Source organism: Marseilla massiliensis, assembly GCF_016899855.1.
Classification (GTDB): domain Bacteria; phylum Bacteroidota; class Bacteroidia; order Bacteroidales; family Bacteroidaceae; genus Prevotella.
On the sequence record NZ_JACJJG010000061.1, the window covers coordinates 1 to 16,692 of the forward strand.

Annotated in this window: 15 protein-coding genes; 8 read left to right on the top strand and 7 right to left on the bottom strand. The window is 54.8% G+C overall.

What is annotated here, in order from left to right; genetic code table 11:
* Positions 1–169 precede the first annotated feature (169 nt).
* Together H6A34_RS10110 and mnmG are read right to left on the bottom strand one after the other, a co-directional pair.
* Entirely contained in the window at positions 170–700 is a 531-nt protein-coding gene (locus H6A34_RS10110) for an adenine phosphoribosyltransferase (protein ID WP_021949041.1), read from the bottom strand.
* A gap of 543 nt (positions 701–1,243) precedes the next feature.
* Complete coding sequence (gene mnmG, locus H6A34_RS10115; RefSeq protein ID WP_205105406.1) at positions 1,244–3,115, bottom strand: tRNA uridine-5-carboxymethylaminomethyl(34) synthesis enzyme MnmG; 1,872 nt, start codon at positions 3,113–3,115, stop codon at positions 1,244–1,246.
* Positions 3,116–3,574: 459 nt separating this feature from the next.
* Here mnmG and H6A34_RS10120 point away from each other — a divergent pair, with 459 nt between their 5' ends.
* From H6A34_RS10120 to H6A34_RS10150, 7 genes are all read left to right on the top strand, one after another.
* Positions 3,575–4,252 carry a fumarate reductase cytochrome b subunit gene (locus H6A34_RS10120; RefSeq protein WP_021949006.1) on the top strand — a complete coding sequence of 226 codons (678 nt, stop codon included), beginning with the start codon at positions 3,575–3,577 and terminating at the stop codon, positions 4,250–4,252.
* Positions 4,253–4,291: 39 nt separating this feature from the next.
* Positions 4,292–6,274 carry a fumarate reductase/succinate dehydrogenase flavoprotein subunit gene (locus tag H6A34_RS10125; protein WP_205105408.1) on the top strand — a complete coding sequence of 661 codons (1,983 nt, stop codon included), beginning with the start codon at positions 4,292–4,294 and terminating at the stop codon, positions 6,272–6,274.
* A gap of 69 nt (positions 6,275–6,343) precedes the next feature.
* Complete coding sequence (locus H6A34_RS10130; RefSeq protein ID WP_021948864.1) at positions 6,344–6,733, top strand: four helix bundle protein; 390 nt, start codon at positions 6,344–6,346, stop codon at positions 6,731–6,733.
* A gap of 37 nt (positions 6,734–6,770) precedes the next feature.
* The gene (locus H6A34_RS10135) at positions 6,771–7,526 is read left to right on the top strand and encodes a succinate dehydrogenase/fumarate reductase iron-sulfur subunit (RefSeq protein WP_021948863.1); all 756 of its coding nucleotides are present in this window, start codon (positions 6,771–6,773) and stop codon (positions 7,524–7,526) included.
* A 780-nt stretch (positions 7,527–8,306) separates the two neighbouring features.
* On the top strand, positions 8,307–8,732 hold the full coding sequence (locus H6A34_RS10140; RefSeq protein WP_021948862.1) for an Hsp20/alpha crystallin family protein: 426 nt from the start codon (positions 8,307–8,309) through the stop codon (positions 8,730–8,732).
* Between the two features lie 137 nt (positions 8,733–8,869).
* Complete coding sequence (locus tag H6A34_RS10145) at positions 8,870–10,225, top strand: MATE family efflux transporter (RefSeq protein WP_205105410.1); 1,356 nt, start codon at positions 8,870–8,872, stop codon at positions 10,223–10,225.
* Entirely contained in the window at positions 10,218–11,075 is an 858-nt protein-coding gene (locus H6A34_RS10150) for a DUF6377 domain-containing protein (RefSeq protein ID WP_205105412.1), read from the top strand. The genes H6A34_RS10145 and H6A34_RS10150 overlap by 8 nt, the downstream gene beginning before the upstream one ends.
* A 228-nt stretch (positions 11,076–11,303) precedes the next feature.
* On the opposite strand, the gene H6A34_RS10155 is transcribed toward H6A34_RS10150, so the two are convergent.
* The 5 genes from H6A34_RS10155 to H6A34_RS15025 form a co-directional block, all read right to left on the bottom strand.
* Positions 11,304–12,908 (bottom strand): carboxylesterase/lipase family protein, encoded by a 1,605-nt coding sequence (locus H6A34_RS10155; RefSeq protein ID WP_205105414.1) that lies wholly within the window; start codon positions 12,906–12,908, stop codon positions 11,304–11,306.
* Positions 12,909–13,133: 225 nt separating this feature from the next.
* Complete coding sequence (locus tag H6A34_RS10160; RefSeq protein ID WP_205105416.1) at positions 13,134–15,164, bottom strand: TonB-dependent receptor; 2,031 nt, start codon at positions 15,162–15,164, stop codon at positions 13,134–13,136.
* A gap of 12 nt (positions 15,165–15,176) precedes the next feature.
* Entirely contained in the window at positions 15,177–15,404 is a 228-nt protein-coding gene (locus H6A34_RS10165; protein WP_205105418.1) for a hypothetical protein, read from the bottom strand.
* A 30-nt stretch (positions 15,405–15,434) separates the two neighbouring features.
* Positions 15,435–16,004, bottom strand: coding sequence for an MBL fold metallo-hydrolase (locus tag H6A34_RS10170; protein ID WP_338088657.1), 570 nt, complete (start codon positions 16,002–16,004; stop codon positions 15,435–15,437).
* The gene (locus tag H6A34_RS15025) at positions 15,994–16,260 is read right to left on the bottom strand and encodes a hypothetical protein (protein WP_021948855.1); all 267 of its coding nucleotides are present in this window, start codon (positions 16,258–16,260) and stop codon (positions 15,994–15,996) included. The genes H6A34_RS10170 and H6A34_RS15025 overlap by 11 nt, the downstream gene beginning before the upstream one ends.
* 133 nt (positions 16,261–16,393) lie before the next feature.
* Between H6A34_RS15025 and H6A34_RS10175 the strand changes: the two genes are divergently transcribed.
* Positions 16,394–16,692 (top strand): transposase (locus H6A34_RS10175; protein ID WP_205105420.1); only part of this gene is annotated, 299 nt, incomplete at its 3' end.

Genomic DNA, 16,692 nt, shown 5'->3' on the forward strand with positions numbered 1-16,692 from the left:
CTTTTCAAAGATAATGTTTCACGTGAAACTTAGCCCCGTAGGGGCAATTAAGAGTTAAGAATTAAGAGTTAAGAAAATTTGCTTTGCAGCTTATCTAAAGACTTTATATTATTCCTTATTGTCAGTAAGGCTATTTTTCTTAACTCTTAATTCTTAACTCTTAATTAAATTATACTTCCAGCAGGCTGGTTACTTCTGTCTCCTTATCGAAGTTGTCGCGGCCGTGCATGCCCTCGCGGGTAAGTTCTATGATGAAGTTGATGTATATCTTCTTCGGGTTGAACTTCTTTACGAGGTCGTAGGCAGCCTTCATCGTGCCGCCTGTTGCGAGCAGGTCGTCGTGCAGCAGAACTACGTCGTCGCTCGTTATGGCGTCCTTATGGATTTCGATAGTGTCCGTTCCGTATTCTTTCGTGTAGGTCTCCTGGATGGTGTCGCAGGGCAGTTTGCCCGGCTTGCGGCAGAGCACAACGCCTGCATGGAGCCTTATCGCCAATGCTGACGACATGATGAAGCCGCGGCTCTCGATACCCACGATTTTCGTGATACCTTTGTCTTTGTAGAGATCATACAGTTCTTCCTCCATTATCTGAAGGCAGTCGGGATTGTCGAAGAGCGTAGTTACGTCTCTGAAGATTACTCCTTTTTTAGGAAAATCAGGTATGTTGCGCAGATTTTCCAGCAATGTCTTGTTGTTCATTTTCTCTTACTTTTATTTTATTTAGTGATGATATAATAGGCCAAATAAGCCGAATAAGCCCAATAAGGCAGCTTGACAAATAAGCCCGATGAGCCGTATTGGCAAGATAGGGCTGTTTGGTGAATTGGCCGGATAGGGCATATAAGCCGTCCGGCCTTTTTTACCTTTTCACCCTTTTACCTTTTTACTTTTTATTACTTGCCTTTTTACTTTTTCTTGTTTGCCGTCAATCGTCTTGCGAAAGACGGTCTTTTGCTTTATGAAAGACGGCCTTTTGCATGGCGAAATGCGGCCTTTTGCAAAGCCGTTGTTTTATGGCTGTTTTGGCAGTGGCTCTGTCTGCCTTGTCGGATTGTTGTCCGGCGTCTGGCAAGGGAAGGGCGGCCGCTGTCAAGACAGCCTCTTTTCATCGTGAAACCTGCTTGCTTTTGTCTTCAAGCAAGTTTGTGGACGAAACTTGTATGTTGCTATATTTCAGTCGTTTCCAACGTTTTTGTTTAACAAAAAATCGGCAAATTGTTTCACGTGAAACATACGGATGCCTTACCTGTTCATGAGCACTAGCATGATATTGATGTCACTCGGCGACACGCCCGGAATGCGGCTGGCCTGCGCCAGGGTTTCAGGGTCGATTTTAGTGAGCTTTTGCCGGGCCTCGGTAGAGAGTTGCTGCATGTCCATGTAGTTGAAATGTCCGCGGATTTTGATGTTCTCCAGACGATGCATTTTGTCGGCAACAAGACGTTCGCGCTCTATGTAGCCTTTGTATTTCATCTTGATTTCTGCCGCTTCTGTTATCTCTTCCTTGCGGTTTGGCAGCGATTCCAACGCTTGTTTCAGCTCGGGCAGAATGTCCGAAAGATTGTTTAGCGTGAGCTGCGGCCGTGATATCAGGTCGGCTATCTTGCATCCCTCGCGCAGGAGAGTGGTGCCCAAGGCCTCGAGTTGCGAATTGATGTCGCGCGGTTTTACCGATGTTGTGTTGCAGAAATTCATGATATGTTCTATCGCTGCCTTTTTCTCCATCCACCAGTCGTAGCGGTCGCGGCGCGCAAGACCTAACGAGTAGGCCCGCTCGGTGAGGCGAGCGTCGGCGTCGTCCTGTCTCAGGAGTATGCGGTATTCGGCACGGCTGGTGAACATACGGTAAGGTTCGTCGACGCCCTTGGTCACGAGGTCGTCGATGAGTACGCCTATGTACGACTCGTCGCGGCGCATTACGAACGGCTCTCCGCCCGAGCAGCGCAGCGCGGCATTAACCCCGGCGACGAGTCCCTGTCCGGCAGCCTCCTCGTAGCCGGTGGTGCCGTTCACCTGTCCCGCAAGGAAGAGGCCCGGTATTATCTTTGACTCCAGCGAGTGGCGCAGCTGCGTCGGGTCGAAGAAGTCGTACTCGATGGCGTAGCCCGGGCGGTAAACCTTGGCGTCGCGCAGGGCGGGAATCTTTCTCAGGGCATTGATTTGAATCTCCATGGGCATTGACGACGAGAATCCGTTGAGGTACATCTCGTTGGTGTCCTCGCCTTCGGGTTCGAGAAAGAGTGGGTGTTGCTGCTTGTCGGGAAAGGTGACAAGCTTGGTTTCTATCGACGGGCAGTAGCGCGGGCCAATGCTCTGTATCTGTCCGTTGTACAGCGGCGAGTCGGCAATTCCGGCCATCAGCGTGGCGTGAACGTCGGGATTGGTGTAGCAAGTCCAGCACGTGAGCTGTTTCAGCGGCCGTCCGGGCGACATGTAGCTGAAGCCGTGGAAATCCTGTTCGCCCTCCTGCACTTCCATATCTTCAAAGTGGACCGAGCGGCTGTCGATACGAACGGGTGTGCCCGTCTTCATTCGTCCAGCCGTTACGCCGTGGCGCGTTATGCTCTCGGTAAGGCGCTCTACGGCCGGCTCGGCAATGCGCCCGCCAGGCACTTGCTTGCGCCCGATGTGCAGAAGTCCGTTGAGGAACGTGCCCGCCGTGAGCACCACGCTCTTCGCCCGCAGCTCCACGCCCCACACGGTGCGCACGCCTACGGCCTCGCCATGCTCGACGATGAGCTCCTCGGCCTGGTCTTGCCAGATGTCGAGGCCGTCGGTACTGTCGAGCACAGAACGCCACTGCCAGATGAACTTGCCGCGGTCGCACTGCGCGCGGGGGCTCCACACGGCGGGCCCTTTCGAGCGGTTGAGCATTCGGAACTGTATTGCCGTGGCGTCGGTGACGAGCCCCATCTGTCCGCCCAACGCGTCAATCTCGCGCACTATCTGGCCCTTGGCAATTCCGCCGACGGCTGGGTTGCAGCTCATCTGGGCAATCTTGTTCATGTCCATGGTGACGAGGCACGTGCTTGCGCCCATGTTCGCGGCTGCCGTCGCTGCCTCGCAACCGGCGTGTCCGCCTCCGATAACGATAACGTCGTATTGTAAAATCATTTTCTTTACGGTTTTACGGTTGTGGGGTTATGCGGTTTTACGGTTGTGGGGATTTACGGTTATGAGGTTTTACGGTTGTGGGGTTGTAGGGCTTTGTGGCCATATTTATATGATTGCGAACTGTTGACAAGTGTTGGGTGTTCCTTTATTGCGTGGTGAACAGACAACGTTCCAAGCGCATTTGCAACCTTATGACCGTAATACCTAATAACCTTATAACCGCATAACCTTAATGACCGTAAAACCTTATAACCGCATAACCTTATAACCTTAACAGTGCAAAAGTACTCATTAAAATCGAAATTTTATCCAAATACTTTGATTTATCGTCAAAATAGAGTATATTTGCATCCTCTAAAGGGTGCTGCCGTACTTATAATTAGGTACGGCCGTATCCCCTAATAATGTGAGCGGACATTATCAACAATTCAATTTTAATATTTTAAATTTCAATCATTTATGTGGTTATGTAATTCACCTATCGGAAGGAAAGTCGTGATGTCGGTAACCGGCGTCGCGCTTATCCTGTTCTTGACATTCCACATGTCAATGAACTTAGTTGCTCTGTTCTCGGGCGAAGCTTACAATGCAGTGTGTGAGTTCCTCGGGGCTAACTGGTACGCGCTTATAGCTACGCTTGCGCTGGCTGCCCTGGCGGTCATTCACATCGTCTACGCGTTCCTGCTCACGATGCAGAACCGCCGTGCCCGCGGCAACGAGCGTTACGCCGTTACGTCGCGTCCGGAGAAGGTGGAGTGGGCATCACAGAACATGCTCGTGCTCGGTATCATCGTATTGCTGGGCCTGTTGCTCCACCTGTTCAACTTCTGGTACAACATGATGTTTGCCGAGTTGACGGGCATTGCTGTTCCCCACCTGCCGTCAGACGGTTTCGCCTACATCCTTGACACCTTCTCTTGTCCGCTTTACGTGGTGCTCTACATCGTGTGGCTGGCAGCCATCTGGTTCCACCTCTCACACGGATTCTGGAGCGCTATGCATACTTTCGGATGGAGCGGCAAGGTATGGTTCAGCCGCTGGAAGGTCATCGGCCAGGTCTACACCACGCTGCTCATGCTGGGCTTCCTCGTAGTAGTGTTGGCGTTCGCCTTCGGAATAGCTCCGAGCCAGTTGTAATTCATAATTCATAATATATAATTCATAATTTTATTTGTTATGGCAAAGCAATTAGATTCCAAGATACCTGAGGGGCCGATAGCTGAGAAATGGACCAACTATAAGGCTCACCAACGTTTGGTTAACCCTAAGAACAAACTGAAGCTCGACGTCATCGTTGTAGGTACCGGCCTTGCCGGAGCGTCCGCTGCGGCAACTCTCGGCGAGATGGGCTTCAACGTCCTCAACTTCTGCATACAGGATTCTCCGCGCCGCGCTCACTCAATCGCCGCGCAGGGAGGTATCAACGCCGCAAAGAACTACCAGAACGACGGTGACTCGGTGTACCGCCTGTTCTACGACACGGTGAAGGGTGGCGACTACCGCGCACGTGAAGCTAACGTTTACCGTCTGGCTGAAGTGTCTAACAACATCATCGACCAGTGCGTTGCACAGGGCGTTCCGTTCGCCCGCGAGTACGGCGGCATGCTGGCTAACCGCTCTTTCGGCGGCGCGCAGGTGTCACGTACGTTCTACGCCAAGGGACAGACCGGCCAGCAGCTGCTGCTCGGCGCATATTCAGCACTGAGCCGCCAGGTTCACACCGGCCGCGTTAAGCTGTACACACGATATGAAATGGAAGACGTGGTAATCGTCGACGGCCGCGCACGCGGTATCATCGCGAAGAACCTCGTCACCGGAAAGCTCGAGCGCTTCTCAGCCAACGCCGTTGTAATAGCTACCGGCGGATACGGCAACACATACTTCCTCTCTACCAACGCTATGGGCTGCAACTGTACGGCAGCTATGGCTTGCTACCGCAAGGGAGCATACTTCGCTAACCCGTCTTATGTGCAGATTCACCCGACTTGTATCCCCGTACACGGCGACAACCAGTCGAAGCTGACCCTTATGTCGGAGTCTCTGCGTAACGACGGCCGTATCTGGGTGCCCAAGAAGCTCGAGGACGCCAAGCTGTTGCAGCAGGGCAAGAAGAAGCCGACCGACATTCCCGAGGAAGACCGCGACTACTACCTGGAGCGCAGGTATCCTGCCTTCGGTAATCTCGTGCCCCGTGACGTTGCTTCGCGTGCAGCCAAGGAGCGCTGCGACAAGGGCTACGGCGTTAACAACACAGGTCTGGCCGTATATCTCGACTTCTCCGAGAGCATCGAGCGCCTCGGCCTCGACGTCGTTCTGCAGCGTTACGGCAACCTGTTCGACATGTACGAGGAGATAACCGACGTCAACCCTGGCGAGCTGGGCAACGAAATCAACGGCGTGAAGTACTACAACCCGATGATGATTTACCCCGCAATCCACTACACCATGGGCGGTATCTGGGTTGACTACGAGCTGATGACCACAATCGAAGGACTCTTCGCTATCGGCGAGTGCAACTTCTCTGACCACGGAGCCAACCGCCTCGGCGCATCAGCCCTCATGCAGGGTCTTGCCGACGGATACTTCGTGCTGCCTTATACCATCCAGAACTATCTGGCCGACCAGTCCATCTGGCCCCGCATCTCGACAGACCTGCCCGAGTTCGAGGAGGCAGAGAAGGGTGTCGAGAAGGAAATCGACCGCCTCATGAACATAAAGGGCAAACGCTCTGTAGACTCAATCCACAAGGAGCTTGGCCACATCATGTGGGAGCACGTGGGTATGGGCCGTACCGCAGAGGGCCTCAAGGAAGGACTCGAGCTCATCAAGAAGATCCGCAAGGAGTTCGATACCAACCTCTTCATCCCCGGTTCTAAGGAAGGTCTCAATACAGAGCTTGACAAGGCTATCCACCTGCGTGACTTCATCACCATGGGCGAGCTGATAGCTTACGACGCGCTTTCGCGCAACGAGTCGTGCGGCGGACACTTCCGCGAGGAATACCAGACGGAGGACGGCGAGGCTAAGCGTGACGACGAGCACTTCTTCTACGTAGGCTGCTGGGAGTACCAGGGCAGCGACGAGAAGGCGCCCGAGCTCATCAAGGAGCCGCTCCACTATGAGGCTATAAAGGTTCAGACACGTAATTATAAAAATTAATTTAAGGTTATAAGGTTATGGGGTCATACGGTTATACGGTGATGATACCCATGAAAGAATAAAGGTAATATGGGGCCGCATAAGAATCTTCGGGTATGGAACGAAAGCATGGAGCTGGCAAAAAAGGTTTACCAGCTTACTGCAAACTTCCCGAAAGAAGAGCTCTTCGGCCTTGTCAGCCAAATGCGCAGATGCGCAGTCTCAATACCCTCAAACATAGCCGAGGGATACGGTAGAGGCACAAACGCCGAGCTGATACACTTCCTTTACATTTCATTGGGCTCGTCAAACGAACTGGATACCCAATTGGAACTGTCAAGACGGTTTGCTTATGTGAACGATGAGGATTTCATTATGCTTGACGCACTGAATAATTCGGTGAACAAGATGATACAATCATTGATTTATGTGAGGAAAAACCAAAACGCGACATCCGATCCAACACTCCAAAAACCGTAAAACCCCATAACCGCAAAACCGCAAAACCGTATATAACATGGAAGGAAATATAAGTTTCACGCTGAAGGTCTGGCGTCAGAACGGGCCTAAGGCAAAAGGTCATTTTGACACGTTCGAGATGAAGGACATACCCACCGACACTTCATTCCTCGAGATGTTGGACATTCTGAACGAGCAGCTCATCGAGAGCGGCAAGGAGCCGTTCGTATTCGACCACGACTGCCGCGAGGGTATCTGTGGTATGTGCTCGCTCTACATCAACGGCCATCCCCACGGCCCGGCTACCGGCGCTACAACGTGCCAGCTGTACATGCGCCGCTTCCACGACGGCGACATAATCACCGTCGAGCCGTGGCGCTCGGCTGCGTTCCCCGTAATCAAGGACTGCATGGTTGACCGCGGCGCGTTCGACAAGATTATCCAGGCCGGCGGATACGTAAGCGTACGCACGGGACAGCCCCAGGACGCCAACGCCATCCTCATACCGAAGGAGAAGGCTGACGAGGCTATGGACTGCGCTACCTGCATCGGCTGCGGAGCGTGCGTCGCTGCCTGCAAGAACGGCTCGGCAATGCTCTTCGTAAGCTCTAAGGTAAGCCAGCTGGCGCTTCTGCCCCAGGGACGCCCCGAGGCGGCTAAGCGTGCCAAGGCGATGATCATGAAGATGGAGGAGCTTGGCTTCGGTAACTGCACCAACACACGTGCATGCGAGGCTGAATGCCCGAAGAACGAGTCTATAGCAAACATCGCCCGACTGAACCGAGAGTTCATCAAGGCTAAGCTGAACGACTAAAAGCAACAACAGATAAAAATTATTTCATGCGATTTTTACGGCGGCACGCATCACGGCGTGCCGCCGTTTTTTGTGCCGTTGCGGCTCGCGGCAGCTGCGACAGGCGGTTAATCCGCAAATCAGTTGGATGGAAAGAACTTTTACGTAAAGACGAACATGAATTGAATACATCCTTTGTAGGGACATAATTTATTATGTCCCTACGTTTCGTAAGAAACGTATTTTGCTGACATTCAGGCGTTTAAACGCTCTTTCGGAGCGTGCGGACACGATTGTGCCTTAATGGAGCAATCTTCAGAACCAAAGGTCAGCGAAAGTTAATTATGTCCTTACAAAGGCGGCGTTTTATGGTATGGCTCATCCAACAGATTTGCGGATGAGCCCGAAAGGCGGCCTTTCGACTTGTCGGAGGCCGTCTTTTGTCGTGTAAAAGACCGTGTATTGCAGGGCGGAATGCGGCCTTTCTCAATGCGTTGGGTATCAGGATGTTGCGCTGAAGGATGGCGGCAGGGCTTCGGATTGTGCGTTGCAGGAGCCTTGTTTGTTGACAGATTGTCATTAAAAATATGTTATAATGATTAAATATATTATACTTTCATGACAATATGTCATGTATCTATGCCTTTATGTCGAAATATGTAAGTGGCACGCATGTTGCAGTATGATGGGTGAAAGCCTTGAACGAAAGCGATGGGCACCGGGATGGGCCGAGGCCCGCAAGGGTGGGGCTTCATCACGGAAACGATAAATGACAAACTAAAAAATAAGGAGGATTTAACTATGTTACCAGTATTCAGCAGAAACACATGGATGCCTGAAGTGTTCAACGACTTTTTCGACACTGACTTCATGGGGCGCGCCAACGCCACGGCGCCTGCCATCAACGTCAAGGAGAGCGACGGCGAATACACCGTAGAGCTTGCCGCTCCGGGCCTGAAGAAGGAGGACTTCAACGTCAACATCGACCGTGACGGCAACCTGCACATCCACATGGAGAGCAAGGCCGAGCACAAGGACGAGGACAAGAAGAGCCACTACCTGCGCCGTGAGTTCTCTTACTCTAAATACGAGCAGACGTTGCTGCTGCCCGACGACGTCGACAAGGACAGGATTGAAGCCAAGGTCAACGACGGCGTGCTCACCGTCAACCTGCCGAAGGTCGAGAAGCTGCCCGAGAAGACAATGAAGCAGATAGAAGTTAAGTAAAGGTGAGAAGGTGAAGAAGTGAAAAGGTGAAGAAGGTTTCCTGAATGGCGTTATGGATATCGGCCTATATCAGGAGGCCTTTTTCACCTTTTCACTTCTTCACCTTTTCACCTTTATTTCGTATCTTTGCACCCCGTATGGCTTTAACTACGGAAAAGATTGCGGCGCGTTACGGCGCCTTGGTGCGTCTGGGCGTACCGATTGTGATAGGTCAGATAGGCAACGTGGTGCTCGGTTTTGCCGACACGATAATGGTAGGCCACCATTCCATGGAGGAGCTGGCGGCCGCCAGCTTCGTCAATACCATGTTCACGCTCGTTGTCATTTTCGCCACGGGCTTCTCCTATGGCCTCACGCCCGTCGTGGGCAGCCATTTCGGCCGCGGCGAGAGGGCGCTTATCGGGCGCGCCGTGCGCAACAGCCTCGCGGCCAACCTTATGCTCTCGGCGGTGCTCGTGGCCGTAGTGTCGGCCTTCTGCCTTAACATCCACCGCTTCGGCCAGCCCGAAGAGCTGCTCCCCCTCATGCGTCCCTACCTGTGGGTCAACGTCGCGTCGTTGCCATTTCTTTGCTGTTTCAATACGTTCAAGCAGTTTTTCGACGGCGTAACCGACACGCGCACCCCTATGTTCATCATCGTTTTCGGCAATGTGCTCAACATATTCGGCAACTGGGTGCTCATCTACGGCTGTCTGGGAGCGCCCGAGCTGGGCCTCTTCGGCGCCGGTCTGTCCACGGCGTTGTCGCGCGTGGTGATGGCCCTGGCGTGCGCCCTGGTGTTCTTCCGCCACAAGCGTTACCGCGACTTCCGTGAAGGTTTCGCCTCGTCGCGCGTCAGCCGTGGCGGCGTGCGCCGCCTGTCGGGCCTCGGCCTGCCCGTGGCCATGCAGCTGGGAATGGAGACCGCTGCCTTCTCACTGTCGGCAATATTCGTAGGATGGCTCGGCACCACCGCCCTTGCCGCCCACCAGGTAATGCTCACCGTGTCGCAACTGCTCTACATGGTCAGCAGCGGCATGGCCGCCGCCATAGCCGTAAGGGTAAGCTACTTCGCCGGACAGGGCGATTTCGAGGCCGTCAGGCGCACGGCTTACGCCGGCCTTGTAATTGTACTCTCGCTGGCTTTTACGCTCTCCATGCCCGTTATTTTGCTTCGTAACCATATCAGTTGGTGGTTTACCGACAGCGCCGAGGTGTGCGTGCTCGTGTCGCAGACGGTCATTCCGCTCATCGCCTACCAGATAGGCGACGGCGTTCAGTACACCTTTGCCAACGCCCTGAGGGGCATAGAGTGCGTCCGCCCGATGATATGGATAGCCTTTTTCTCCTACTTCATGGTGTCGTTGCCGTTAGGTTGGCTGCTCGGCATACACATGGGTTTCGGCCTGGTGGGTATCTGGTCGGCCTTCCCCGTGTGCCTGTCTACGGCCGGCGTGCTGTATTTCCTGCGTTTCCGCAAGGAGCTTAGGGCGATGTCAGCCGGCCGTGGCTGATTGCCATAGCGTACAAAATGCGGCTTTTTATTGCGCAGGTTGCGACTATGCCGTGGCATGCGTGAAGATGGCCGACGGATATAACGACATGGCGCGGAGCTTCAGTATAGTGAAGGCCAGCTCGATAATATTCTCCGACTACATTGAAATGCAGCACCGCAACAGCAGGAACGTGGCCGTCATCATAACCCTGCTCGTGCTTCTCGTGGGCACGGCCGCCGTTCTGGTGTGCGTGCTGGTGCGCCGCTCGCGCCGTAAGGGCGACGAGCTTGAGATGGCCATGGGCTACAACAGCCGCCTGAGGGCCTCGCTCGACGAGATAACCGTAACGAAGGAGCGGATGAACGACGTGCTTACCAGCCGCAACGCCATGCTGCTCGACTCGTTCGTGATGTTGTCTGACCATATCAACGAGGTTGATAAGTTCTGCAAGACGTCGGCCAACATGATAGTGGCGGGGCAGCAGGGCAAGGCCCGTAAGGTCTTGCAGGAAGGATGTTCGGCTCCGTTCATTTCCTCGCTGTACGCCTCTTTCGACAAGTGGTTCCTTTCCGTCCATCCCGACTTCGTAGAGCGTCTACTGGCCTTGCTGCGCCCCGAGGAGAGGGCTCGCTTTTTACCCCCCCCTACGGGGCTTTCGCCCGAGTTGCGCATTTATGCCCTCGTGAGCCTCGGAATTACCGACAGCGTGAGCATAGCCGAGTTTCTTCACTACTCGCCGCAGACCATCTACAACTACCGTCTGCGCGTTCGCCATTGCGCCTGCATACCCGAGAAGGACTTTGCGGCCACCGTCGCCGCGATGTACGGCAAGGGAACATCCACCCCGTCCCTTCCGAAGGGAGGGTGATAAGACTGTCTGCCGTACGCGGAATACGGCAAAACGCAGGGTAAAAGGCCGTGTATTGAACGCTAAAAGGCCGCCTTTCATAATGCGAAAGGCGGCCTTTAACAGACATATTGATTATGAAAAATTAAATGAAAGGCAGGTGAGCTCGTTGTTGTATTTGTTTGAATGAATGTCGGCAATTTGTCAATCGTCCCTACAGAGGACGGCAAAGCCGCCATTCATGTTCGCCTATTTCCACACCACCGAGTCAACGGTGCGGTAGGTGTTCTCGAGCCGTGCGTCGGCTTTCTCGTAAGAGTCGACGTCAATCCTCATGACGGGAGCCACGTCCTTGCCGTTCACCGGTGTCCATTCGGGCAGTCCGAGACCGTTGGGGTTGCCCGTCTTTATGAAGTTGAGGTAGTAGTTCTGGAAGATGGCCGATACGGTGAAGTCCTCCGGCTGCCAGTCGTACACGCGATTGGTGGGCAGCGTGCCCATGGCGTACTCTATGTCGGCAGAGTGTACCGCGCCCGTTACGGTCAGCGCGTCTTTGTTCTCCTCGGTCTTCTTCTGCACTCCTCCGGCCAGTCCCGGCACGAGGTCGGCGTCGCGCATGGCCGGCCTCGGGTGGCAGTACAGGTAGCGGTACACGGGCTGTCCGCCGGTCTTGGCGTGCATGTCGGCCCACTTCCACGTGCCGAATCCTACGAACATGTCGCCCGCCAGCTGCGCTCCCGGCTCTCCTTCCACGTCGTCATCGGTTGTCAGTCCGTAAGCCTCCATAACCTTGTCGGTGTCCTTGCCGAAGCGCGGGGTTATGGCCTCCTTGACGGCCGCCACTGTCCTGGGCCTGTTGCCGAGCACTGACGCTATCGGCACTTCGGTCGAGTTCCATCCTACCAGCAGCGGCACGTGTGCCTGGCGGCCGGCGGCGTAGGTCTCCGCGGGCTGCTCGGTGAAGAAGTATCCGTCGATGTTGTACATCTTGGGCATGTACGTGCCTGCCGACTTGGCCAACAGCTCGTCAGCCGGCAGGGCCCTCATCTCGGCCAGCGACTTGCATCCCATCTTCTTCATCGTTTCCTCGCCTGTCTTCTCGGCCTCGTCGAGCGTGGCCACCTTGTCAAACCCTATAACCGATGCGCTTGAGCCCATGGCCTGGGCGAACAGTCCCTTGCACAGCGGTGAGGCCATCAGCGCGCTGACGGAGGTAGAGCCTGCCGACTCGCCGACGATTGTTATCCTCGACGGGTCGCCGCCGAAGGCCGCTATGTTGTCCTTTACCCACTTGATGGCTGCCGCCTGGTCAAGGAATCCGTAGTTGCCCGAGCCCTTGTAGCCGGTCTCCTTTGACAGCTCCGGATGCGCGAAGAATCCGAATATCCCCTCGCGGTAGTTTGCCGTTATTGATATTATGCCGTGTCGCGCCATCGACTCTCCGGCGTAGCGTGGCTCGCTGCCCGAGCCCGCCATCAGCCCTCCGCCGTTGAAGTAGATGAGCACGGGCAGCCCCTCGTCCATGGTCTTCGCGGGCGTCCAGATGTTCAGGTAGAGGCAGTCCTCGCTCATTTTCTTCGTTCCGAAGTTCATGTCGCCGAAGAGGTTTTGCTGCATCGGGTTGGGGCCGAAGTCCTTGGCCTCCCTGACGCCTGTCCACGGCTTGACGGGCTGTGGCGCCTTCCAGCGCAGTTCGCCTACGGGCGGCTGGGCGAACGGTACGCCCTTGAATACCTTGATACCTGACTCGTAAGTGCCCTCGAGCACTCCTGCGGCCGTCTTAACCTGCGGGGCTTGCGCGCCGGCGGCCAGTGCGGCTAACGCCAGGGCGAGTGATGTAAGCAGTTTTTTCATGATGGTTTTATGTTTTAAATGGTTGTACTTTTCATGTCTTTTTCCTACAAAAAATGTGCCGAACCGCCGTTTTTTTACTTTGAATGTTGCCCGGATGCGACAATTAAGGCGCGGCAAGCCATGCCCGCCGTGCCTTAATGTTCCGTTGGCAGGCTAACGCCGTGTTAGCCTGCGGCCTAAAATAAACAATCTTTATAACACTAATATTAACCTATCCGTAGTTTGTCAGAAGCTTATTCTTGCGCTGAACTCAACAGTGAACGGGCGTATGTAGCTGCCGGCCATGAGGTAGTTGTGGTATGGCGTGGTGTCGGTTACCAGGTCGGCTGAGCTGATGTTGCCGCTCGCTCCCTTCTGGTTGAGCAGGTTGACCATGCTCATCGACAGCGAGAGGTGCTTGTTCATCGCGTAGTCAATGCCCGCGAAGGTCTCCCAGCGGCCGTTGAAGTACAGGCTGTTGGTCTTGTTGATGTACTGTTTGCTCTGGTAACGGAAGCTGGCCCATACGCGGAACTTGTCGAACGAGTAGCTCGGGTCAAGCTCTACGATAATCCTGCTTACGCCGGGGCAGTAGTTTCCGCTGAAGTCGTAGGTGTTGCTCGTTCCGTCGCTGAATGTCGGAACCATCACGAAATCCTTGTACTTCGGCTCCTGGAGGGTGAACAGGCCGTGGAACTGGAAGCCCTTGAACGGCGTGAGCACTACGTCGGTGGTCCATCCGAGAGTCTCGAGGTCATAAGATACGGGCACCGTTATCACCTCTGCCGCGTTGTTGGGGTTGGTGAATTGGCTGCGTGCCTGGTAGTTGGTCTTCATGATGTACGTGAATTGTGACACGAGCTTTATCCATGAGTTGTTCCAGAACAGTCCGGCACGGGCGAACACCGTATTGCTTTGGTCGGTGTTGGGCAGGGTGGTGCCGGCGAACATTCCGGGGCCTGATGCCGTCGAGGCGAACACTCCCTCGGCCAGCAGTCCGAAGCCTTGGGTTATTGTATAGCGCAGGTTAAGCTGTGCGGCGGGGTTGAAGTAGTCGTAGCTGAAGCCGGTCTTCGTGGCGTTCAGGATGCTCCACTGCGGCGTGCGGGCGTTCTCGGGATACTTGATGTCGGTGCCGCCCGGCTCGTCGTTGGTCATGGCGTTGCGGCCGCCTAACTTGTAGTACTCGAGGCGTAGGCCTGCCGACAGCCACCAGCGGTTGTTTATCTGCCAGTCGTCGGAGAGGTAGAGGGCGGTCTTCAGCTCGTGGGCGTCATAGTATTCGGCGCCTGTGTTGAGGCCGGCGCCCTGCTGTCCGTTCAGCTTCAGCCATACGGGGTCTGCCTCGACGGTGTGCGCGTACAGTCCGGTGCTGTTGATCATGTCGGGCATCATCCACCATACGTTAAGCCCCACGCGCCAGCTGTGGCGCTTGTCGCTGCTCGTGCCTGTCAGCTCGGCCGTGTTGAACCATGACCTCTCGTGGGCCACCTCACGCTGAAGGTAGCGTGTGGCGTAGTTGCCCGTGAAGAGCTCTCCGTCCTGGTGGCTGTACGTGTCGTAGGCGTATGTGTACCCGCTGTTCTCGTCGGCCAGTCCTATGCCCGCCGCCGAGAGGCCCAGGTAGTGTACGTTGGCGTAGTGGTACTTGGTCATGAACCTCAGGTGCATGTTCCTTGTGAGGTCGTAGTCGAACTTGAGGTTGACGTCGTTGCTAAGCGCCGTCATGCCCATGTCGCGCTGTACGCTGGTCATCCTGCCCGTGGCGGCGTCGTAGTAGATTATCTGGCTGTTGGCGGGCAGGAATCCGTCGCGGCCCATGTCGAACCCGTTGTACTCCTTTACGCTACCGTCGCCCACGAAAATGAACGGCGCTGTGCCGTCGGTGGCGTTGCGTGTGAAGTTGTACTTGTAGAACAGGCTTATCTTGCCTCGGTTGTTGTTGAACCTCTTGGTAATGCCGAACTTAAACTGCTTCATGTCGTTCTGCCATTTTGTGTCGGCCAGCTTGTTCGTGCTCGGGTCAAGGTTGGTGTACGCTCCGGCGGTGAAGCTCCATCCCTTGGCTATCGGTCCTGACGCTGACACGTTGAAGCGTTGCAGTCCGAAGATGTTTGTGTTGTACAGGGCGTTGCCCTCGAACTTGTCACCTCCTTCCTTGGTCCACGAGTCGATGATGTAGTTCACCGTGCCGTTGGTTATGGCGTTCTCGCTGAGCGACTTCATTCCCACGTGCGAGTAGACGGGGCTTGCCGCCCAATAGTAGTAGGGGAGCATTGGCCACCACGTTCACGATACGAGCGTGCCGTCCTCGTATATTGTGGCTGACAGCTCCGATGGCAGTCCGATTGACACTTGTCTTGGCTGGTTGTCGGCCGAGGCGTTTAGCATTACGTTGCGGTTCTCCACCTCCTTGGTGTTGGGCACCGAGTCTTTCTTTATCTCGTTCTGTGCCATGGCGGGAGCCAGGCTTGCCATGATGGCAGCCGTTATCATCAGTTTTCGTCCTTTGTCCATTTCTTTTGTTCGCTTTGTTTTTCTTTGGTATTATTTTATCGCGTTGTTGTTGAAGCGTACGTTGGCGCCGAAGTCGGTCACTACGAGGTCAAGGTCGAGCGTCGGCTTGTCGGCCTTTTCGCCCTTGCGCTTGCCCGTGAGCACGTCCGAGCACAGCGTGCCGATGTCCTCCACGCGCTTCTTTGTCTCGGCGTTGACGCCGTAGTAGTGGCCGGGGTATAGCTTGTTGATACCATATTTGCCCATGTATGCCGACATGAGGTTGCATGTGCCCACCTCAGTCCTGAGCGTGGTGAACACCAGCAGGTTGCCCGAGCCGAACGAGTCGCCGCTGAAGCCGTAGCCGTTCTCCTTGTCGACGAACGTGGTCGAGCCGGGCGTGTGGCCGGGAGTGAACACTACTTCGAGCTGCCTGCCGCCGAGGTCGATTACCTGTCCGTCCTTGAGGAACCTCTTTTCGCCCTTGTATTCGGGCATGAACTCCGGCACGCCTACCATGTCGGCCGCGTTCATGTACAGGTAGGGGAAGTCGTTGATGGCCGCTCCCGTGTGGTCGGGGTGTACGTGCGTGACGATGAGCGTCAGCGGTTTAGAGGTTATCCCCCTCGGCTATTTTCCTGAGTCCGGGTATGTTTGTTCCGGCGTCGATTAGCACCGCCTTGTCGTTTCCCTCGACGATGTACACCGTTTCGTTGGCCATCAGGTGGCCGTTACCCTCCCAGGTGTGCTCGTCAATCTGGCGGAAGATTACGTCGTCATTCTGGAACACTACTTTTTCCGAATACTTGCCTCCGCCTTGCGCGAGGGCTGCCATGCTGATGAATGCCATCATGCATGATACTAAAATCTTCTTCATTATCAATTGTTTTTAGTTAGTAAATGTTTATGCGAATGCGCTTTGTGTGGTTGGTCACGGCCCGCGGCGTGGCGGGGTGTCTTGTCCTGGCAAAAGTTGACACATTTATGAACAATAAAAAATGTGTAAAACAATGCGAAAGAATCCAACAAAGTACAGCGAGGAGTTCAAATTGAGCGTCCTTCGTGACTATTACTCGTCAGGCATGAGCAAGCGCAAGTGTGCAAAGAAGTATGGCCTGTGTAATCCGACGTTATTGTCGTCATGGCAGTCAAAGTATGGGGAGAAAACCTTATCTTTGCCGTTGGAAGAAGAATACGACGACATGGCAAGACGCAGCAAGGAAGATTACAAGGATGAGAACGCGGCCCTGCGCAAGCGCGTGCGCGAGTTGGAGAAGGCGCTTGCGTACTCGCGTTTGGAGACGGAGGC

Coding starts and splice junctions, on each gene's coding strand:
- H6A34_RS10110 (WP_021949041.1), bottom strand. CDS start 700: ATGAACAACAAGACATTGCTGGAAAATCTGCGCAACATACCTGATTTT.
- mnmG (WP_205105406.1), bottom strand. CDS start 3,115: ATGATTTTACAATACGACGTTATCGTTATCGGAGGCGGACACGCCGGT.
- H6A34_RS10120 (WP_021949006.1), top strand. CDS start 3,575: ATGTGGTTATGTAATTCACCTATCGGAAGGAAAGTCGTGATGTCGGTA.
- H6A34_RS10125 (WP_205105408.1), top strand. CDS start 4,292: ATGGCAAAGCAATTAGATTCCAAGATACCTGAGGGGCCGATAGCTGAG.
- H6A34_RS10130 (WP_021948864.1), top strand. CDS start 6,344: ATGGGGCCGCATAAGAATCTTCGGGTATGGAACGAAAGCATGGAGCTG.
- H6A34_RS10135 (WP_021948863.1), top strand. CDS start 6,771: ATGGAAGGAAATATAAGTTTCACGCTGAAGGTCTGGCGTCAGAACGGG.
- H6A34_RS10140 (WP_021948862.1), top strand. CDS start 8,307: ATGTTACCAGTATTCAGCAGAAACACATGGATGCCTGAAGTGTTCAAC.
- H6A34_RS10145 (WP_205105410.1), top strand. CDS start 8,870: ATGGCTTTAACTACGGAAAAGATTGCGGCGCGTTACGGCGCCTTGGTG.
- H6A34_RS10155 (WP_205105414.1), bottom strand. CDS start 12,908: ATGAAAAAACTGCTTACATCACTCGCCCTGGCGTTAGCCGCACTGGCC.
- H6A34_RS10160 (WP_205105416.1), bottom strand. CDS start 15,164: ATGCTCCCCTACTACTATTGGGCGGCAAGCCCCGTCTACTCGCACGTG.
- H6A34_RS10165 (WP_205105418.1), bottom strand. CDS start 15,404: ATGGACAAAGGACGAAAACTGATGATAACGGCTGCCATCATGGCAAGC.
- H6A34_RS15025 (WP_021948855.1), bottom strand. CDS start 16,260: ATGAAGAAGATTTTAGTATCATGCATGATGGCATTCATCAGCATGGCA.